This is a genomic window from Glycomyces sambucus (assembly GCF_900102815.1).
Classification (GTDB): domain Bacteria; phylum Actinomycetota; class Actinomycetes; order Mycobacteriales; family Micromonosporaceae; genus Glycomyces; species Glycomyces sambucus.
The window spans coordinates 293,661-313,400 of sequence record NZ_FNGF01000001.1 but is presented as its reverse complement, the minus strand read 5'-3'; the positions used below and the strand labels follow the sequence as shown (position 1 = coordinate 313,400).

General features: G+C 73.0%; 18 protein-coding genes. 12 read left to right on the top strand and 6 right to left on the bottom strand.

Annotation, left to right across the window (positions count from 1 at the left end):
* The first annotated feature begins 45 nt into the window (after positions 1 to 45).
* From BLS99_RS01460 to BLS99_RS01425, 8 genes are all read left to right on the top strand, one after another.
* Positions 46 to 987, top strand: a complete 942-nt coding sequence (locus tag BLS99_RS01460) for a carbohydrate ABC transporter permease (RefSeq protein WP_091042285.1) — start codon at positions 46 to 48, stop codon at positions 985 to 987.
* Positions 984 to 1,874, top strand: a complete 891-nt coding sequence (locus BLS99_RS01455; protein ID WP_091042282.1) for a carbohydrate ABC transporter permease — start codon at positions 984 to 986, stop codon at positions 1,872 to 1,874. The genes BLS99_RS01460 and BLS99_RS01455 overlap by 4 nt, the downstream gene beginning before the upstream one ends.
* Complete coding sequence (locus BLS99_RS01450; RefSeq protein WP_091042276.1) at positions 1,871 to 2,740, top strand: NAD-dependent epimerase/dehydratase family protein; 870 nt, start codon at positions 1,871 to 1,873, stop codon at positions 2,738 to 2,740. The genes BLS99_RS01455 and BLS99_RS01450 overlap by 4 nt, the downstream gene beginning before the upstream one ends.
* A gap of 46 nt (positions 2,741 to 2,786) precedes the next feature.
* The gene (locus BLS99_RS01445; RefSeq protein ID WP_091042272.1) at positions 2,787 to 4,043 is read left to right on the top strand and encodes an enolase C-terminal domain-like protein; all 1,257 of its coding nucleotides are present in this window, start codon (positions 2,787 to 2,789) and stop codon (positions 4,041 to 4,043) included.
* The gene (locus tag BLS99_RS01440) at positions 4,040 to 5,293 is read left to right on the top strand and encodes an ROK family transcriptional regulator (protein WP_176953160.1); all 1,254 of its coding nucleotides are present in this window, start codon (positions 4,040 to 4,042) and stop codon (positions 5,291 to 5,293) included. Before BLS99_RS01445 ends, BLS99_RS01440 begins: the two co-directional genes overlap by 4 nt.
* Complete coding sequence (locus tag BLS99_RS01435; protein WP_091042269.1) at positions 5,290 to 6,129, top strand: aldose epimerase family protein; 840 nt, start codon at positions 5,290 to 5,292, stop codon at positions 6,127 to 6,129. The genes BLS99_RS01440 and BLS99_RS01435 overlap by 4 nt, the downstream gene beginning before the upstream one ends.
* A 67-nt stretch (positions 6,130 to 6,196) precedes the next feature.
* Positions 6,197 to 7,042, top strand: coding sequence for a sugar phosphate isomerase/epimerase family protein (locus tag BLS99_RS01430; protein WP_091042265.1), 846 nt, complete (start codon positions 6,197 to 6,199; stop codon positions 7,040 to 7,042).
* A gap of 118 nt (positions 7,043 to 7,160) precedes the next feature.
* Positions 7,161 to 8,978, top strand: coding sequence for a glycosyl hydrolase family 28-related protein (locus BLS99_RS01425; protein ID WP_091042262.1), 1,818 nt, complete (start codon positions 7,161 to 7,163; stop codon positions 8,976 to 8,978).
* Between the two features lie 37 nt (positions 8,979 to 9,015).
* On the opposite strand, the gene BLS99_RS01420 is transcribed toward BLS99_RS01425, so the two are convergent.
* A complete protein-coding gene (locus tag BLS99_RS01420; protein ID WP_218126151.1) occupies positions 9,016 to 10,017 on the bottom strand; it encodes a LacI family DNA-binding transcriptional regulator in 1,002 nt (333 codons plus the stop codon).
* Between the two features lie 141 nt (positions 10,018 to 10,158).
* Between BLS99_RS01420 and BLS99_RS25975 the strand changes: the two genes are divergently transcribed.
* The 3 genes from BLS99_RS25975 (at position 10,159) to BLS99_RS01410 (ending at position 13,550) form a co-directional block, all read left to right on the top strand.
* The gene (locus tag BLS99_RS25975; RefSeq protein ID WP_176953159.1) at positions 10,159 to 10,866 is read left to right on the top strand and encodes a ThuA domain-containing protein; all 708 of its coding nucleotides are present in this window, start codon (positions 10,159 to 10,161) and stop codon (positions 10,864 to 10,866) included.
* On the top strand, positions 10,851 to 11,942 hold the full coding sequence (locus tag BLS99_RS25970; protein ID WP_176953158.1) for a Gfo/Idh/MocA family protein: 1,092 nt from the start codon (positions 10,851 to 10,853) through the stop codon (positions 11,940 to 11,942). The genes BLS99_RS25975 and BLS99_RS25970 overlap by 16 nt, the downstream gene beginning before the upstream one ends.
* Positions 11,943 to 12,077: 135 nt before the next feature.
* Positions 12,078 to 13,550, top strand: coding sequence for an Hsp70 family protein (locus tag BLS99_RS01410; RefSeq protein WP_091042255.1), 1,473 nt, complete (start codon positions 12,078 to 12,080; stop codon positions 13,548 to 13,550).
* On the opposite strand, the gene BLS99_RS25965 is transcribed toward BLS99_RS01410, so the two are convergent.
* The 5 genes from BLS99_RS25965 to BLS99_RS01385 are packed head-to-tail and all read right to left on the bottom strand — an operon-like array spanning position 13,517 to position 18,462.
* A complete protein-coding gene (locus tag BLS99_RS25965) occupies positions 13,517 to 14,707 on the bottom strand; it encodes a nucleoside 2-deoxyribosyltransferase domain-containing protein (RefSeq protein WP_218126150.1) in 1,191 nt (396 codons plus the stop codon). The genes BLS99_RS01410 and BLS99_RS25965 overlap by 34 nt on opposite strands.
* Before the next feature lie 32 nt (positions 14,708 to 14,739).
* Complete coding sequence (locus tag BLS99_RS01400; protein ID WP_091042251.1) at positions 14,740 to 15,987, bottom strand: FAD-dependent oxidoreductase; 1,248 nt, start codon at positions 15,985 to 15,987, stop codon at positions 14,740 to 14,742.
* The gene (locus BLS99_RS01395) at positions 15,987 to 16,556 is read right to left on the bottom strand and encodes an OsmC family protein (protein WP_091042248.1); all 570 of its coding nucleotides are present in this window, start codon (positions 16,554 to 16,556) and stop codon (positions 15,987 to 15,989) included. Before BLS99_RS01395 ends, BLS99_RS01400 begins: the two co-directional genes overlap by 1 nt.
* A gap of 26 nt (positions 16,557 to 16,582) precedes the next feature.
* Entirely contained in the window at positions 16,583 to 17,170 is a 588-nt protein-coding gene (locus BLS99_RS01390) for a CoA-binding protein (RefSeq protein ID WP_091042245.1), read from the bottom strand.
* A complete protein-coding gene (locus tag BLS99_RS01385; protein ID WP_091042240.1) occupies positions 17,170 to 18,462 on the bottom strand; it encodes an O-acetylhomoserine aminocarboxypropyltransferase/cysteine synthase family protein in 1,293 nt (430 codons plus the stop codon). Before BLS99_RS01385 ends, BLS99_RS01390 begins: the two co-directional genes overlap by 1 nt.
* 105 nt (positions 18,463 to 18,567) lie before the next feature.
* Here BLS99_RS01385 and metX point away from each other — a divergent pair, with 105 nt between their 5' ends.
* Complete coding sequence (gene metX, locus BLS99_RS01380) at positions 18,568 to 19,737, top strand: homoserine O-acetyltransferase MetX (protein WP_218126148.1); 1,170 nt, start codon at positions 18,568 to 18,570, stop codon at positions 19,735 to 19,737.
* The last annotated feature ends 3 nt before the right edge of the window (positions 19,738 to 19,740 follow it).

Sequence of the window (19,740 nt, the reverse complement as noted above, 5' to 3'; positions counted from 1 at the left end):
CCGGGCCCGCACCAGGCCCGGCCGGTCCCTCGGAACGGAGACCATATGACCAAGACCCTCGAAGCGGCGGCCGCCGCACCCGCCAGGCGGCGCCGCAAGCCGTTCAACCCCGTCCGCTGGGCCCGCGGCGGCGGACTGCACGCCGTGCTCTTCGCCGTCCCGGTCGTCCTCGTGTACGTGTACTTCAGCTGGGGACCGGTGATCCAGGGGCTCGTCCTGAGCTTCCAGAAGACCAACCTCATCCAGCCCGCCGAATGGGTCGGCTGGGGCAACTTCACGTACGTCCTGTCCGACCCCGGGCTCGTCCAGGCGTCGCTGAACACCGCGTACTTCGCCGTGCTCGCCCTCGTGTTCGGCTTCCCGATCCCGATCGTCCTCGCCGTGCTCATCAACGAGCTGCGCAAGTACGACACCCTCTACAACGCGCTGGCGTACCTCCCGGCGATCGTCCCGCCCGTCGCGGCGATCCTGCTGTGGAAGTTCTTCTACGACCCCGACGCCACCGGCATGTTCAACACCGCGCTCGGCTGGGTCGGCCTGGGCCCCTTCCCGTGGCTCAACGCCGAGAACTCCGCGATGCCCTCGATCGTCCTGTACGCCACCTGGGCCGGGGCCGGATCGACCGCGATCATCTACATCGCGGCGCTGTCGACGGTGCGCACCGAGCTGTACGAGGCCGCCGAGATCGACGGCGCCGGGATCTGGCGCCGCGTCTGGCACATCACCCTCCCGCAGCTGCGGAACGTCATCTTCGTGATGATGCTCCTCCAGCTCATCGGGACCTTCCAGATCTTCACCGAGCCGTTCCTGTTCACCGGCGGCGGCCCCAACAACGCCACGCAGACGATCCTGCTGAAGATCTACAACTACGCGTTCGTCAACGGCGACTTCGGAGCCGCGACCGCCCTCAGCGTCCTGCTCGCGGCCTTCCTCGGACTCCTGTCGGTCGTCTACTACTTCGTGACCAAGCGATGGAGCACGGCATGACCGAACTCAAGGACCGCGGGGTCGTCTCCGTCTCCGACCGCCGCCGCCCGCTCGTGCGGACCTGGTTCGGCGTCGTGCAGGCCGTCCTGCTCGTCGTCCTCATCGTCTCCGGCCTCGGCCCGCTCCTGTGGGCCGCCAAGGCGTCCGTGTCCCCCAGCAACGACATCGTCTCGGACCCGATGGGCATCTGGTTCAGCCCCAACGACTGGGGCAACCTCGCCCTCGCCTGGAACGGCGCGCAGATCGGGCGGTCCCTGGGCAACACCGTGATCCTCGCGGTCGGCTCGACCCTGTCGACGCTCATCGTCTCCGTCGCCGCCGCGTTCCTGCTCAGCGTCCTGCGCCCGAAGTGGGGCCCGTGGCTGTCGGGCGCGATCCTCGCGACCCTGTTCCTGCCCGGCGTCGTCTCCTTCGTGCCGCTGTACCTGACGATCCTCGACCTGCCGCTGCTCAACATCAGCCTCCAGGACACGTTCTGGGCCGTGTGGCTGCCCGCCGGCGCCAGCGCCTTCAACGTGGTCGTCCTCAAGCGGTTCTTCGACTCGATCCCGCGCGAGTACATGGAGGCCGCCACGATCGACGGGGCCGGCCCCATGCGCATCCTCACCATGGTGGTGCTGCCGCTGTCGCGCCCGATCCTCGGCGTCATCGTGCTGCTGTCGATCGTCGGCTCGTGGAAGGAGTTCCTGTGGCCCATGCTGGTCCTGTCGAACCCCGACCTCCAGCCGGTCTCGGTCATGCTGCCCCGGCTGGCGACGGGCAACTCGCCGCTGGCGGTCCAGATGGCCGCCGTGTTCCTGTCCATCATCATCCCCGTGGTGCTCTTCGCGATCTTCCAGAAGCAGTTCCTCCGCGGGGTCGGCACCGCTGGAGGTGTGAAGGGATGACCCCCCTCAACGGAGCCCGCGTGCTCGTCACGGGCGCCTCGGGGCGCATCGGCCCGGTCGCGGTCGCGCACCTGCGCGCGGCCGGGGCCGCGGTCACGACGCTCTCGATCGGGGAGCACCCGGGCCTGGAGGCCGAACGGGTCCTGGTGGGCGACACCAGGTCCCAGGAGGACGTGGCGAACGCGCTCGACGGGGCCGACTTCGTCGTGCACCTCGCCGCGCTCGCCCACCGCGACATCGCGCCGCCGTTCGACGTGTACACCACGAACGTCGTCTCCACCTTCAACGTGCTCGCCCAGGCGGGCGCGGCCGGGATCGGCCGGGCCGTCGTCGCCGGCTCGATCAACGCCTACGGGCTGCCGATGAACCGGCACGAGGTGGTCCCGGCGTACTTCCCGCTCGACACCGACATCCCCGTCGACATCGCCGACTGGTACTCGCTGTCGAAGCACCACGGGGAGGGCACCGCCCGGATGGCGTGGCGGCAGTGGGGGATCGACGTGGTGACGCTGCGGTTCCCGCACGTCCACGACGAGCACGCCCTGCTCGCCCAGTCCAAGCAGCTCGAACAGGACCCCAAGGCGGGCCTGCGGGAGGCGTGGTCGTACCTGCACACCGAGGACGCGGCCCGCTCGATCGTCCTGGCGCTCACCGCGGGCACCACCGGCGCGCACGCGTTCTTCCTGGCCGCCAACACCACTGTCGCGCCCTACCGCACCGAGGACCTGCTCGACAAGTTCGCGCCCGGCGTGCCGCGGCTGCGGCGCTTCGTCGGCCGCGAGGTCCCGATCGACCTCACCCCCGCCCGGGAGCTCATCGGGTTCGAGGCGCACCGCGACCTCCCCATCCCGACGCTCGACCTCTGACGAGCGGCCCCCGCCATAATGGAGACCCAGCAAGGAGCAGCGACCCATGACGATTGAAACGTTCGCGAACCCGTGGCCCAGCCGCGAGGACGTGCGGATCACCTCGGTCCGCGCCATCGCGACCGCCCCGGACGGCACCGCGCTCGTCGTCGTGCGCGTCGACACGAACGTCCCCGGCCTCTACGGCCTCGGCTGCGCCACGTTCACGCAGCGGTGGAAGGCCGTGGTCGCCTTCGTGAACGAGCACCTCGCCCGGCTCCTCGTCGGCCGCTACCCCGGCGACATCGGCGACCTCACCCGCCTCGCGGGCTTCACCGGCTACTGGCGCGGCGGCCCGGTCACCAACAACGCGATCTCCGGGATCGACCAGGCGCTGTGGGACATCGCGGGCAAGCGCGCCGGCATGCCCGTCCACGAACTCCTCGGGGGCAAGGTGAGAGCCGCGGCCGACACCTACCTCCACGCCGCCGGGCGCACGATCGACGAGGTGATCGAGGACGCGCAGCGCCTCGTCGAGCGCGGCCAGCGGCACATCCGGCTCCAGATGTCGACCCCCGGCGGCGGCGGGTACGGCGCCCCGGCCGTCCCCACCGAGTACCCGGACGCCCCCTACCGCAACGGCTGGAGCGCCCGCGACTACCTGCGCCGCACCCCCGCCCTCTTCGAAGCCGCCCGGAACCGCTTGCCCGACAACGTGGAACTCCTCCACGACGTCCACTCCAGACTGACCCCGAAGGAGGCCGTCTGGCTCGCGCGGGCGCTGGAGCCCTACCGCCTGTTCTTCCTCGAAGACGTCCTCGCCCCCGAGCACTGGGACCGCCTCCCCGAAGTGCGCGCCGCCAGCCCCGTCCCGCTCGCCGTCGGCGAACTCACGACCTCCCTCCAGGACGCCGCGCGCCTCGTGCAGGGCGGCGGGGTCGACCTCATCCGCTGCCACGTCTCCGACATCGGCGGCCTCAGCCCGGCCCGCAAGATCGCCGACCTCGCCGAGCTCTGCGGCGTGCGCACCGCCTGGCACGGCCCCGGCGACACCTCGCCGATCGGCGCCGCCGCCAACGTCGCCCTCGACGTCACCTCCGCGGCCTTCGGCATCCAGGAGGGCCACGTCTACGGCGACGCCGTCCACGAGGTCTTCCCCGGGACCCTCCGCATCGAGAACGGCTGGCTCCGCCCGAACGAGGCCCCCGGCTGGGGCATCGACATCGACGAGGCCGCCGCCGCCCGCTACCCCGCCGAGCTGTCCGGGCACGACGCCTGGGCCGCCGGCGTCCGCAGACCCGACGGAGCGCTGGAGGCCCCGTGACCGACCCGAACACCCCGACCCGCCGCGCGCCGATCCCCCCGCAGGGGGAGCGGCCCGGCGCCAACCAGTCCGACCTCGGGTCCTTCAACGAGGCCACCATCATCGAGACGATCCGCCAGGCCGGGGCCATCTCCCGCGTCGAGATCGCCGAGCGGACCGGCCTCACCCAGCAGTCGGTCTCGCGCATCCTCCGCATCCTCCTCGAACGCGGCCTGCTGGTGGAGAACGCCTCCGAGCGCGCCGAACGCCTCGGCAAGCCCCGCACCCCGGTGCGGCTGCGCGCCGAGGCCGCCCACGCCGTCGGCGTCCTCGTCGACCCCGAGCTCGTCACCGTGGTCCTCACCGACCTCGACGGCACCCCCCTGGAGAAGCGCACCGTCCCGGTCGAGCACGGCACCTCGCCCGAGGCGCTGGTCGAACTCGTCGCCGGGTCCGCCGAGGACGCCGTGGCCGCCGCGGGGATCGACCGGTCCACGTTCCTCGGCGTCGGCGTCGCGGCCCCCGGGCCCATCACCACCGACGGGGAGCTGCTCGACCTGCCGCTGTCCAAGGAGTGGCGGAACGTCCCGCTGCGCGCCATGCTCGCCGAGCGCCTCGACTGCCCCGTGGTCCTGGAGAAGGACGGCGCCGCCGCGGCCGTGGGCGAGCGCTGGGTCGGGCGCACCGAGCGCGCCAGCGACTTCGTGTACGTCTACTACGGCACCGGCATCGGCTCCGGCCTCGTCCTCAACGGCGAGACCTACCGCGGCGCCAGCGCCAACGCCGGCGAGTTCGGGCAGCTCTGCGCCGTCCGGGCCGGGCGCATCGACCCGGACGGGCGTCCGCAGCTCGTGCGCGAGTGCAACCCGACCGCGGCCCTGCCCGAGATCGCCCGCGAACTCGGCTACGACGGCCCGGCCCGCACCTACCAGGAGATGTGCGCCGAGGTCGGCGCCGGGAACCCCGCGGCCACCGCCGCGGCCCGACAGATCGCCGACGTCATCGCGCTCGGCGCGGTGGCCCTCATCGACCTGCTCGACCTGCCGCTCCTCGTGGTCGGCGGCCCCGCTTTCGAACCGGAGGTCGAGGCGATCACCCTGGACGCCATCGACAAGGCCGTCAACACGATGCCCACCGCACGGCACGCCCGGCACGTCGCCGTCGAGCGCTCCCTGGTCAAGGTCGAGGCCGGGGCCATCGGCGCCGCGTCCACGATCTTCCACGCCTCCTTCGCGCCCTCGGTGCGCCGCACGCGGCGGTACGGCCTGTGAGCCCGATCCGCCTCGCCGCCGGCGAGTACACCGTGGACGTCGACCCGCTGGGAGCGCGCATCGCCTCGGTCGCGCACGCGCCCACGGGGACCGAATTCCTCCTGACCACGCCGTGGGGGGCCGAGGACTGGAGCGGGACCTACCAGTTCACCGGCTCCAACGAGGAATGGCACCGGCGCTACGCGGGGGGCTGGCACACGCTCGTGCCCCACGCGGGCGACGCGCGCACCCTCGACCGGGTCGCGCACCCGTTCCACGGCGAGGCCGCCTGGCGGCGCTGGCGGGTGACCGGTGCGGACGGGGACTCGTGCGAACTCGAGGCCGTGCTGCGCACCGCGCCGCTCACCGTGCGCCGCCGGGTGCGCGCCACCGGCACCGGGGTCCTGGTGCGCCAGACCGTGGCCAACCACTCCGGGCGCGAGGCGGCGTTCACGTGGGTCGAGCACCCGGCCTTCGGGCCCGCGCTCATCGGTCCGGGCACCACAGTGGACATCGGTGGCGACCGGGTCGACGCGCACTTCCCGGCCGCGGGGGAGCCGCACAGCGCGTTCCAGGAGGTCCGCGCGAAGGGCCGCGGCTCCGTGGTGATCGCCAACGCGGACAAGGGCACCGCCGCGGTCCTCACCTGGGACCCGGAGGTCTTCCCCTACCTGTTCGTGTGGCAGGAGCACCGCGCCACGACCGGGTTCCCCTGGTGGGGCCTGGCCGACACGATCGGGCTGGAGCCGGCCTGCCGCCCCTACGAGTCCGACGGCGGGCCGCTGGGCCCGCTCACCCTGGCCCCGGGCGCGTCCCTGACGGCTGAGTTCGAACTGACCTGCACCACGAACGCCTGAGCGGCAAGACTTTTCCGCAGCAAGACCGACGAGCAGCATGACCTGAGAGCAGCACCGAGGAGCGAGCATGACCAGGATCGGCGTCCAGTGCTTCACCCTCCGCGAGGAGATCGCCTCCCGCGGCGTCTACGACACGTTCCGCGCGGTCCACGACATCGGCTACCGCACCGCCGAGGTCTCGGCCGTGCCGATGACCGAGGCGAACGTCGCCGAACTCGTGCGCGTGCGCGACGAGCTCGGCTTCGAGTTCGCGTCCATCTCGGGCGGCCTCACCGGGGACGAGTCCCTGCTGAACGCCTTCGACAAGTTCATCGCCGACGCGAAGGCCCTGGGCGCGGACATGATCCGCATCGGGATGCTCCCGGCCGCGGCCATGCGCGACCCGGCGACGGTGGCGGCCTTCGCCGACGAGTGCGAGGAGGTCGCGGTCCGCCTGGCCGACCACGGCATCCGCCTGCACTACCACAACCACCACGTCGACTTCGCCAAGTACGAGGGCCGGTACCTGCTCGACGTCATCGCCGAGCGCTCGCCCTCGGTGGGCCTGGAGATCGACGCGCACTGGGTCCAGCGCGGCGGCCTCGACCCCGTGCGCACGCTCCGCAAATACGCGGGCCGGGTCGCCATGGTCCACCTCAAGGACTACCGGATCGCGAACCTGCCCGACGAGGTCTACACCGCCCTCGACGCGGGCGACAGCGGCCCGTGGCAGGAGGCCATGGGCGCCGTCGTGCAGTTCGCGGAGGTCGGCGAGGGCAACCTCGACTTCCCCTCGATCATCGAGACCGCCATCGCGATCGGCGCCGACCACCTCCTGGTCGAGCAGGACGAGTGCTACGGGCGCACCGCGCTCGAATGCCTGACCACCTCCTACCTCAACCTCGTCGCGATGGGCTACGGCGAACTCTTCTGACCCGGCACCCACCGCTACCACACCATCCATTTCAGACGATTCCCGGCACGTCCCACGGCCGCAGGGCCCCTACGGCCCTGCGCGCGATACCCCCTGCCACGATCAAAGGAGATCTCGAATGGCATCCGCCAATCCGCTCACCCGCCGCGCGCTCCTCGGGGGCGCCGCCGGCGCCGCTGCGGTCGCCGCGCTCGGCGCGCCCGCCGCCGCCCAGACCGCCTCCGCGACCGCCGGAGCGGACGTCCCGTGGGCCACCCTCGGGGCCCAGAACGGGACGCTCGGCGGCGGCGCGGCCGTGCGCCGCTTCGTCCACGGCTCGCCCGTCGGCTCGGTCGCCACCCTCGAACTGGAGGCCACCGGCTACGCCCTCGTGGAGCTCAAGGCCACCGGGGACTCGGTGACCCTGCGCAACACCACCGGCATCCGCGCCAACACCCTCGTCGTCCGCGCCGCCCTCCCCGACGCCCCGAACGGCGGCGGTGTCCAGGCCACGCTCAACCTGTACGTCAACGGCGCGTTCCGGCAGGCGCTCACGCTCAGCTCCGCGCAGACCTACCTGTACCGGGGCGGCACCACCAATCCCAAGGACCCGCACGGCGGCGGTGCGCCGCACCGGTTCTACAACGACTTCCCGTTCAAGGTCACCGGCGCCGCCATCGCGCCCGGCAGCACGATCACGCTCAAGAAGGACGCGGCGAACACCGCGGCCTGGTACGCGATCGACTGCGTCGACTTCGAGGCCGCGCCCGCCCCGCTCGCGCGGCCCGCGAACTCCATCAGCGTGATCGACTACGGCGCCGACCCGACCTTCCAGACCGACTCCACGACCGCGATCCAGAACGCCGTGAACGCCGGCCGCGCGCAGGGCCGGACCGTGTGGCTCCCGGCCGGGAAGTACCTCACGCACAGCCTCGCGGGCGTCCCGCTCGACCTCACCGGCGCCACCGTCCAGGGCGCGGGCATGTGGCACACCACGGTCTACCGCCGCCCGCCGCTGCCGTCCTCGAACACCTACCGCACCAAGATCACCGTCGGCTCCGGCACCCGCCTGAGCGACCTCCAGATCGACTCGAACGCCGTGTACCGCGGCGAGAACCGGGCCGGGGCCGCCGACTACTCCATCGAGGCCCAGGGCGCCGGCGGCTGGACCATCGAGCGCGTGTGGACCCGCCACTGCGACGCCAACTGGCTGTCGGGGACCGGCGGCACGGTGCGCCACTGCCGCTCCTCGGACTCCTACGGCGACGGCTTCAACGTCAACAACTCCAACGTCCCCAACCCCGACAAGCTCGGCCACGACATGCTCGTGGAGCACAACTACCAGCGCGGCGCCGGCGACGACGGGTTCGCCGTCTACTCCGACGCCGGGGCCAGCGGCCAGAGCGCGCAGATCGAGCGCGTCACGGTGCGCCGCAACACCTCCGTGGCCCCGTACTGGGCCAACGGGCTGCGCATCGCCGGCGGGCGCGACATCGAGTTCCGCGACAACCTCGTGGACTCGGTGTCCTCCAACAGCGCCATCGACATCGGGATCTACGGCGTCACCGGGTTCCCGCTCGAATCGGCGGTCGTGGACGGGAACGTCCTCATCGGAGGCGGCGGCTGGAACTCCGTTCGCCACGGGGTGCGCATCACCTCCCCGAACGCGGAGTCCTACTTCGCCGACGAGTACACCAACGTCGTCTTCACCAACAACACCGTCAAGGACTCGCTGCGCGCGGGGATCTTCATCGATCTGTGGCGCAACCACGTCGTCATGAGCGGGAACACCGTGGACCACCCCGCCGAGCAGGGCGTCTACATCCGCTCGAACGTCACCGGGACGGGGGAGTTCGACGGCAACGAGGTGGTGAACCTCCTGCCCGGCGAGGTCCAGTACGCGAACGACTCGGCGGCCACGTTCACCGTGACCGGGTCAGGGAACTCCTGGCAGTGACCGCACGGGCCCCGCGCGGCGGCCGGCCGCGCGGGGCTCACCGCCGCCCGGCGGAGCCGCGGACGACGAGCTGCGTCGCCAGCTCCTCGCGCGGCGCGAGGGCGGGCGGGTCGGCCATGATGCGCAGCAGCATCCGCATGGCGGCCTCGCCCATCTCGCTTATCGGCTGGTGCACGGTGGTGAGGGCCGGTCGCAGCCACTGCACTTCGGGCAGATCGTCGAAGCCGACGACGCTGACGTCCTCGGGGATGCGCAGCCCCAGCGACTCCGCGGCGTCGTACACGCCCGCCGCGATGTTGTCGGTGCACGCGAAGACCCCCGTCGGGCGCCCGGCGGCTCCCAGGACCGCGGCGGCGGCCTCGGCCGCGCCGGTCTCGGTCCACTCGATGAACCGCACCTCGACCTCGACCGCGTGCCCCGGCTGCGCCGCGGCCGAACGGAACCCGTCGATGCGGGCCTGCGTGTACAGGGCCCGGCGGTCGGCGCCGAGGACGGCCAGGCGCTCGTGCCCGAGCCCGATGAGGTGCTCGGCGGCGGCCCGGCCCCCGGCCCAGTTCGCCGCGCCCACGCTCGCGACGGTGCTCGGCGGCTGCGTCACGGGGTCGAGCAGGACGACCGGGACCTCCGCGGCGGCGAGGGTCGCCAGCTGCTCGGCCGTGACGTCGACGAGCGCGAGCACCGCGCCGCGGAGGTTGCGCTCCAGCAGGCGCGTGAGCCAGTCGCCGTCCCTGCGCGCCACCGAGACCACGAGGTCCACCCCGGCCGCCGTGGCGGCTCGCTCGACGCCCATGAGGGCCCGGTTCGCCCAGGTGCCCTCGACGCCGCTGAGGACGAGGTCCACCAGCGAGGGCCGGTCGGTGCGGGGCACGGCGCCCCGGCCCGAGCGCCCCCGGTACCCGAGGTCGGCCACGGCCCGCATCACCTTGGCGCGCGTCGCGGCCGACACGTCCGAACGTCCACTCAGGACCTTCGAGGCGGTCGGCACCGTCGTCCCGGCCGCCGCCGCCACATCCGCCAGGGTCGTCCGCCGCTGCTCCATGCCGAGAGCATACCGAGAACGCGAAAACTTGCGCAACTCCAGCGGTGGGCCGAGGGCTGGATTTAGCGTGAAACTCTTGTCATAATGATCTTCGAAGCGCCGACCGGCGCCGAAGTTGCGCAACTATTGGAGCTGAACTTCATGTCGACCACGGACAACAAGCGCGCGCTGGTCGTGCGCGGCGGATGGGACGGGCACCAGCCCGTCGAGGCCACCGACTCGTTCCTGCCCTTCCTGAACGAGCACGGCTACGACGTCCGCGTGGAGGACGCCACCGCGGTCTACGCGGACGCCGGCTACATGGCGACCGTGGACCTCGTCGTCCAGACCAACACCATGAACACCATCGAGCGCGAGGAGCTCAAGGGGCTCATCGCCGCGGTCGAGAACGGCACCGGCATGGCCGGCTGGCACGGCGGCATCGCCGACTCCTACCGCAACAGCTCCGACTACCTCCAGTTCATCGGCGGCCAGTTCGCGACCCACCCCACCCGGGCCCCGCGCGAGGAGCTCAAGGGCGAGGCCGCCGACTGCTTCACCCACTACACCGTCAACATCGTGCCCGAGCAGGCCGACCACCCGATCGTCCAGGGCATCGCGGACTTCGACCTGCACACCGAGCAGTACTGGGTCCTCTCCGACGAGTACAACGACGTCCTGGCGACCACCACGATCCCCGTGACCGCCTACCACCCCTGGCACCGCCCCGTCACCTGCCCGGCCGTCTGGACCCGCCTGTGGGGCGCCGGCCGGATCTTCGTGGCCACCCCCGGCCACGACACCGGCGTCCTCGCCGACGCCAACGTCCGCACCATCATCGAGAGGGGCATCCTGTGGGCCAGCCGCTGAAGATCGGCATCGTCGGGACCGGGGCGATCTCCGGCCAGTACCTGAGCACCTTCGATCGCCTTGAGGCCGTGGAACTCACGGCCGTCGCCGACCTCGACACCGACCGCGCGAAGGCCGTCGCCGAGGCCCACGGCGTGCGGGCCCTCGGCGTGGACGAACTCATCGCCGACCCCGACGTGGACCTCGTCCTCAACCTCACCATCCCCGCCGCGCACGCCGAGGTCGCCCTCAAGGCCATCGCCAACGGCAAGCACGTCTACGGCGAGAAGCCCCTGGCGAACACCCCCGCCGAGGCGCTGCCGGTCCTGGAGGCCGCCCGCGCGGCCGGCGTCCGCGTCGGCTGCGCCCCGGACACCGTGCTGGGCACCGGGATCCAGACCGCCCGCAAGGCCGTGGACGACGGCCTCATCGGCACCCCCGTGGCCGCCACCGCCACGATGCTCACCCCCGGGCACGAGCGCTGGCACCCGAACCCGGACTTCTACTACGCGCCCGGCGGCGGGCCTCTGCTCGACATGGGCCCGTACTACGTCACCGCTCTGGTGACGCTCCTCGGCCCGGTCGCCTCGGTCGTCGGCGCCGCCGCGCGCACCCGCGACACTCGCGTCATCGGCTCCGGTCCCCGTGCGGGCGAGCGCGTCCCGGTCACCATCGACACCCACGTCACCGGCGTCCTGCGCCACGAGTCCGGCGCGCTCTCGACCCTCGTCATGAGCTTCGACGCGGTCGCCACGCGGGCCTCGAACATCGAGGTCCACGGGCACTCCGGGTCCCTCATCGTCCCCGACCCCAACGGCTTCGACGGCGAGGTGCGGGTGCACCCGCTCGGCGGGGAGTGGGCGGTGCTGGAGCCCAGCGCGGGCTACCGGGACGCGGGCCGCGGCTACGGCCTCGCCGACCTCGCCGCCACTCCAGCGGGCGAACCGTTCCGCGCCAGCGGCGACCTCGCCTACCACGTCCTGGAGACCATGACGGCCCTCCTCGACGCCGCCGCCCGCGGCACCGAGGTCACGGTCGAGAGCACCTGCGACCGCCCGGCCCCCGTCCCCCTCCAGGACGCGCCGCAGGCGGCCTGACCATCCACAGAGGACGTTCGACCCTCCGTGACAGGCGCCGGACGCAAAGCGACCTCTTCGGATATCGATGCAGGTAAAGGGGATTAGGTGCAAGGTAGATCAAAGCCGGTCCATCGATGTTCCTAGACTCGGATCATGCAGCAGACCCCGCTAGCGACCGCGATCGGCGTCGAGCTCGGGAGCTCGACCGTCACGCTGTCGATTCGTCGCGGCGACGAGGACACCGACATCCGCCGGCTCGACGGCGAATCGACGCTGGAGGCCGTCCTCGGACGGGTCCGCGACGCCCGGGACGAGACCGGCGGCGCGGCCCCGGTCGGGTTCGCCGTCCCCGCCTCCTGGGGCGCGGCCCGGCGCCAGGAGCTCGTCTACCTCGCCGGTGAGGCCGGGCTCGGCGAGGTCGAGACCATGGCCGCGCCCGAGGCCGCCGCGATCTGCTATGTCAAGGGCCTCGGGCGCGAGCTCGACCCCGGCGCCGGGCTGGTCGTGGTCGACCTCGGGGCGCGGTCCTTCGACGCCTCCGTGGTGGTCCGCGGCGAGGAGGACTTCCGCCACCGCGGCGCCGTCTCCACCGGGGAGGTCGGCGGCCGCGAGTTCGACCAGCTCCTCTTCGCGTACCTCTCGGGCCGCTACCGCGACACCGACCCCGAGTTCTGGGACAAGGTCGACGCGCCCGCGAACGCCGACGAGGAGGCCGTGCGCACCGCGCTCCTGGACGAGATCCGGGCCGCCCGCGAGCTCATCTCCAAGCGCCACCGGGCGGGCGTGCAGCTCCCCATCGGCGAGCGCGACCTGCACCTGACCCGCGACGAGGTCGAGTCCTGCATCGGCGGGCTCCTCGGCCAGAGCGCCGACCTCGTCGTGGAGGCCATCGGCCAGGCCGACGCCCCCGTCACCGGGATCATCCTCGTCGGCGGCGCCAGCCGGACCCCGCTGCTCGCCGCCCTCCTGGCCGAGCGCACCGGCCTCGACCCGGTGCTGCCGGCGAACCCCGAGGCCGCCGCGGCCGACGGCGCCCGCATCGTCGCGCTCGCGAACGCCCCGGTCGTGGAGGCCGACGGCCGCCCGCGGCGCAGGACCGCGCGCCGGCTCGGCGTCCTCGCGGCCGTGCTGCTGCCGCTGGTCGCCGCCGGGGCCGTGTTCGGCAACCAGCTCGGCGCCGACGAGCAGCCCGAGGCGAGTGTCTCGAAGTCCCCGGAGCCCTCCGGCACCAGCGCGGCCGAGTCCGGCACCCCCGAGGACGAGGAGGGCGGCACCGGCGTCGGCGGCCAGGAGGCCCCCGGCTCGCCGCAGACCGTGGCCTCGGAGGAGCAGACGTCCGAGGAGGAGCCGAGCGCCCCCGAGAGCGAGGCGACCGAGGAGAGCGCGACCACCGGCACCGTCCCGGCGGTCACCGGCATGACCGCGAACCAGGCCGAGGACGCCCTGGCCGGCGCGGGCTTCACCGAGGTCGTGCGCGAGGGCGACCAGGAGGGCCTGTTCGGCCCCTACTACGACGACTGCGAGGTCATCGCGCAGGACCCCGAGCCCCGCGACGGGCTCCCGCTGGGCGCCCGCATCACGATCACCTACTCCTACAGCGGAACCGACCCGGCAGTCTGCGACTGACCGAGGGCCTGGGCGATCATGCCCAGGGTCGCCCAGTCGGTGAGGCCGCGCCCGCGCAGCTCGCCGTAGGTCGCGACCTCGACCCAGGTGCGCTCGCCGTCGTTCTCGCCGTGCGCCACACGGCGCTGCTCGCGCAGCCACGCCAGCTCGTCCTCGGTGACCTCGGCGGCGAACACGTGCGCGCGGTGGGCCGACATGGTGGCGGCGACCTGGCGGGTCCCGATGGGCCGCAGGCGGTCCGCGCCGAGCTTGAGGCCGGTCTCCTCGTGGACCTCTTCGAGGGCCTGGACCGCCGGGTCGGGCTGCTCGCGGCTGGAGCCGCCGGGGAGCTCGTGCACGAACCCGTCCGGAGTCGAAGCGGGGGAGCGGAACTCGCGGACCAGGACCACCGTCGTCTCGTCGAGCGAGGGCCCGGGCCGGTACAGGAGCACCTGCGCGGTGTCGGGCCGCGAGATCACCACCTCGTTGGCCTTGACGCGGTCCTCGGCGGCGACGCGGACCTGGACGTGCGCCGCCCAGTACATGACGGCCTCGCGGTGCTCCCCGACGCGGAACGTCCACTCCAGACGGGCGCCTTCGAGGACGTTCCCGGCGGCCCGCTGCGCGCGGTACCAGGTCTGGAAGCTCTCGGTGCGCCACACCAGGAGCGGCACCGACCGCTCGCCGCCCTCGCGCCGCGACCCGTCCCCGATCATCGCCAGGGCCGCGTCCGCGGCGTCGCCGAGGTGCGCGGCGACCGGCACGCCGCGCGAGGCCGCCAGGTGCAGCAGGTACTCGTTCTTCGGCGCCGCCGCGGGCGCCCCGAAGACCACTTTCCCGGAGTCGTACCAGGTGCCGAACTCGATGTTGGTGGTGAACGCGGGCATGGACTCCAGGTCCCGCGGGACCCAGAACAGGACCACGTCGGCGTCGTGGAGCCCGCGGTGCTCCCACTCGATCTGCCCGGTGTAGTCGGCGAGGACGCCCGCGCGCAGCTCCGGCGTGAACACCACCAGGCGCCCCCCGCGCGTCCACCGCTCGCGCAGGTGCGCGACGGCCTCGGGGTTCCAGGACGGGACGTCGGCCGAGCGCGGGAGCGGCCCGGCGAGGAACACCGCGGCGTCCCACCACGGCGGCGGCGTCTCGTTCGCATGCACCACAACGACCTCGGATGCCACCGGGACTCCTCTCGACGCGCCTGCGGGCCGCCTCAGTCTACGGCAGCGCCGCGCCCGCGGACCGGTCTCGCGGATCCGGACGGGCCCGCGAGGTGGGCCTCCAGGTGCGCCGCGATCGCCGCCGCGTCGGCCGCCGCGCCGTCGATGAACGTGGACCGGCGCCGCCGCAGCACCGGCAGTCCGGTGACGTACAGGCCCGGCCAGTCGGCGACGCCGCCGTGGTGGCGCAGCCGCCCGCGGTGGTCGAACACCGGCAGTTCCAGCCACGAGAAGTCGGGCTTGATCCCGGTGGCCCACAGGACCGTCCGGATCTCGCCGCCGGCCAGGTCCAGGCGCAGCAGCGGCCGCTCGGGCACCGCGGTCGGCTCGGGCCGCTCGCCGCGCCCGCCCGCGAAGTCGTCGAACGAGTCGAGGAGCCGCGCGAGCTTGAGGTCGGCCATCGCCGCGAGGTTCCGCAGGGATCCCGAGAACAGCGCCGCGCCGTCCCGGACCGCGCCGAGCTTCCCGACCAGGCGCACCCCCTGGGCCTGGAGGGCGTTGAAGTCGACGGTGCGCTCGCCGCCGGCGAGCTGGAACGAGGCGAGGTTGCGCGCCCGCACGACGTCGTCGATCTCGGCGAGGCCCTGGTCGAGGACCCCGGCCGCGTCGAGCCACCACATGACGTCCCGGTCCCGGTAGCGGCGGGGCACGCGCACGTGCTCGCCCGTCGACAGCGTGACCGGCCGCCCGGAGCGGTGCAGCTCCTCGGCGATCTGCACGCCGCTGGCCGCCCCGCCGACGACGAGCACCCCGCCCTCGGGCAGCTGCGCGGGGTTCCGGTAGTCCAGGGCCGCGAGCGAGGCGACCCCCGGCGGCAGCGCCGCGGCGAGGTCCGGGAGCGGCGATGCGGTGAGCCCGGCGGCGAGCACCACCGCGCGCGCCCGCCACTGGCCCTGCGAGGTCGCCACGGTGAACCCGTGCTCCCGCGCCCGGACCCCCGTGACGGCGGTCCCGGTGCGGACCGGCGCGCCGGAGGCCGCGGCGTAGTCGCCGATGAACCGCGCGGTCTCGGCCGCGGTCAGGTACCCGTCGGGGTCGGGCCCGTCGTAGCGGTGCCCGGGCAGGCGCGTCATCCAGTTCGGCGTGAGCAGCCGCAGCGAGTCCCACCGCTGGGTGCGCCACGAGTGCGCCACCTGGCCGCGCTCGAGGACCACGTGGTCGATCGAGCGTTCGGCCAGGCGGCGGCTGACGGCGAGCCCGCTGTGCCCGGCGCCGACGACGACGGCGGTCGTGTCGGGCATCAGGACGCGCGGGTGACGTTCACGTCGACGTTGGTCGGGTTGGTGAGCGCGTCGTACACCGCCGAGCGCTTCTGCGACTGCGCGACGATCGCCGCGATGTCCGCGTCGGAGGCGTCGGCGTCGATCGCGTAGTCCACGGTGATGTTCGAGAACCCGTTGCGCACCTCCGGGTCGGCGCCGAGGATGCCGTGGAGGTCGAAGTCCGCCTTCACGGTGGCGCGGACGGAGTTGAGCTTCACCTGCCGCGCCTGGGCGACCGCGGCGATGCCCGCGGTCAGGCAGCTCCCGAGTGCGACCAGGACGTACTCGGCGGGGGTGATCCCGTGGTCCTCGGCGGCGAACTGCGGCGGGTGGTCGGCGTCGAACGTGAACTTCTTCGTGTGCGCCTGCTCGCCGCCGAGGCCGTAGAAGGTCTCGACCTCGGTGAGGCTGTGGGTGCCCTTGACCCACTCCACGGTGGAGCGCCACTCGAACTTCGCGAGCTCGGGCGCGCCGGCGAGCGCGGTGCGGGCCCCGAACAGGGCGTCCACGTTGACGCCGTTGTCGACGGCGGGTGCGGTGTCGGTCATGCGTTGCCTCCTCAGGCGGTTCGGTTTCAGCGGATCGACTTGCGGGCGGTGATCTGCCCGGTGTCGAAGCCCAGCAGGTGCAGCCCGCCGTGGAAGCGGGCGTGCTCGATCTTCAGGCAGCGGTCCATGACCACGGTGAGGCCGCGGGCCTCGGCGCCGCGGGCGGCCGCCTCGTTCCAGACGCCGAGCTGCGCCCACAGCACCGGCGGGTCGCCGTTCGCGGTCCGCAGGGGCGCGACCTCGTCGACGATGCCCGGCAGGCTCTCGGCCCTGCGGAAGACGTCCACCACGTCGGGGGTCTCGGGCAGGTCGGCGAGCGAGGCGTGCACGGGCAGGCCGAGCACGGTCTGCCCTGCGGCCCTGGGGTTGACGAAGTGGACGGTGTAGTCGGTGGACTGCACCAGGTAGGTGCCGACGAAGTAGCTCGCGCGGGACGGGTCGGGGGAGAAGCCGACCACGGCCACCGAGCGGGCGCGGCGCAGGATGCCGAGGCGCTCCTTCGCGCCGGGGCCCGGCCAGGTCCGGTCACTGCGCAGCCGCCGGGCGAGCGGCGAGGCGGCGGGCAGGGCGCAGGTGAGGCCGTTGGCGAGTCGGGCCTCCACGAATTCGGGCATCACGCCTCCTTGACCGCGGCGGCGAGCGCCTGGTCGATGTCGTAGAGGACGTCGTCGGCGTCCTCGATGCCCACGCTGATGCGCACCAGCCCCGGCTCCACCCCGGCCTCGGCGAGCCGCTGCTCGCTGAGCTGGGAGTGGGTGGTCGAGGCGGGGTGGATCACGAGGGTCTTGGCGTCGCCGATGTTGGCGAGGTGGCTGGCGAGGTCGAGCGCCTCGATGAACCGCCGCCCGGCCTCGCGGCCGCCGGCGACCCCGAAGCTGAAGACGCTGCCGGGCCCGGCGGGCAGGTACTTGGCGGCGCGCTCGTGGTGGGGGTGGCCGGGGAGCCCGGCCCAGTTGACGTACTCGATGCGCGGGTCGGCGTCGAGCCATTCGGCGACGGTCCTGGCGTTGTCGACGTGCTGCCGCATCCGCAGCGGCAGCGTCTCGACCCCCTGGGCGAGGAGCCACGCGGACTGGGGCGAGAGGGTCGGGCCGATGCTGCGCAGCTGCTCGGTCCGCAGCCGGGTGAGGAACGCGAACTCGCCGAAGTTCCCGTTCCAGGTGAGCCCGCCGTAGTGGGGGACGGGCTCGTCGAACAGCGGGAACCGCGGGTTGCGCCAGTCGAAGCGGCCCGACTCCACGACCACGCCGCCGAGGGTGGTGCCGTGGCCGCCGAGGAACTTCGTGGCCGAGTGGACCACGATGTCGGCGCCCCATTCGAAGGGGCGGTTGAGGTACGGGGTGGGGATGGTCGAGTCGACCACGAGCGGCACGCCCTCGGCGTGCGCGGCGTCGGCGAGCCCTTCGAGGTCGGCGATCTCCCCGGAGGGGTTCGCGACGGTCTCGGCGAACACGAGCTTCGTGCGGTCGGTGATCGCCGCGGCGTACGCCTCCGGGTCGCCGGAGTTCACGAACGTCGTCTCGATCCCGAAGCGGCGCAGCGTGGTGTCGAGCTGGGTGACGGTGCCGCCGTAGAGCTGCGCGCTGGCGACGATGTGGTCCCCGGCTCCGGCGAGGGAGGCGAAGGTGATGAACTCGGCCGAGAGGCCGCTGGCGGTGGCCACGGCGCCGAGGCCGCCTTCGAGGCTCGCGACCCGCTCCTCGAAGCTCGCGACCGTGGGGTTGGCGACGCGGGAGTAGATGTTCCCGTACTTCTGGAGCGCGAACCGGGCCGCGGCGTCGGCGGTGTCGTCGAAGACGAACGAGGCGGTCTGGTAGATCGGCAGCGCGCGGGACCCGCTCACCGCGTCGGGGATGTTGCCCGCGTGCACCGCGCGCGTGCGGAACCCGTATTCGCGATCGGCCACAGGCCCCGCCCTCCCACCGAGCATCGGCATCAACGCATCGACTACATATCCTGTCGGAGTAGTAGACTATCTGCTTCAGTCTGACGCACAGATCGGCCGACGCAATTGCGAAACCCAGAATGTGGAACGCCATTCCCGTCCCGGAACCCGACTCGAGCCGCTTCCGACACGCCCGCAACGGACCTGTCCGCCACGACGACCCGCCGCATCGCCGTCGCCGACCCCGGCGACCCGCTCCTCCTGGCCGGCGGCGGGCGCCTCGACCACGTCGAGGTCGCCTACGAGACCTACGGCCGCCTCAACGCGCGCCGCGACAACGCCGTCTTCATCGCCCACGCCCTCACCGGCGACGCCCACGCCGCCGGCCGCAGCGCCGAGGACGGCCGCACGGGCTGGTGGGACAACCTCATCGGCCCCGGCAAGGCCGTCGACACCGACCGGCACTTCGTCGTGTGCCCCAACCTCCTCGGCGGCTGCAAGGGCACCACCGGGCCCTCCTCGCCCGAACCCGGCGCCGGCCGCGCCTGGGGCCCGCGCTTCCCGCTCCTCCACATCGCCGACCTGGCCGCCGTCCACCGCCGCCTCCTCGACCGCCTCGGTGTCCCGCGCCTGCACGCCGCGATCGGCGGCTCCCTCGGCGGCATGCAGGTGCTGCAATGGGTCCTGGACGAACCCGACCGCATCGACCGTGCCCTGCTCGTCGCCGCCTCGATGCGCCTCACCCCCGAGAACATCGCGCTCTCCAGCGTCGCCCGCCACGCGATCCTCGCCGACCCCGACTTCCACGGCGGCCGCTACGCCGAGCACGGCACCACCCCCGCGCACGGCCTCAAGACCGCCCGCATGCTCGCCCACGTCACCTACGTCTCCGACCGTTCCCTCACCGCGAAGTTCGGCCGCGACCGCCGCACCTCCGGCACCGACCAGCGCCTCGGCCCCGACTTCGAGGTCGAGCACTACCTCCAGCACCAGGGCGACCGGTTCCTGGAGCGCTTCGACGCCCTCTCCTACCTGTACCTGACCCGCGCCATGGACTACTTCGACCCCTTCGGCCCCGGCACCGCGGCCCCGCCGACCGCCACCCGCTTCCGGCTGCTGTCCTTCGACTCGGACTGGCGCTTCTCCACCGCCCACTCGCTGCGTCTGCGCGACGCGCTCGCCGCCCGCGGGATCGCGGTGCGCCACACCGAGATCGCCTCGCCCCACGGCCACGACTCGTTCCTGCTCGCACCGCCCGGCTACCACGACGAGGTCCGCGCCTTCCTCGACTCCTAGCCG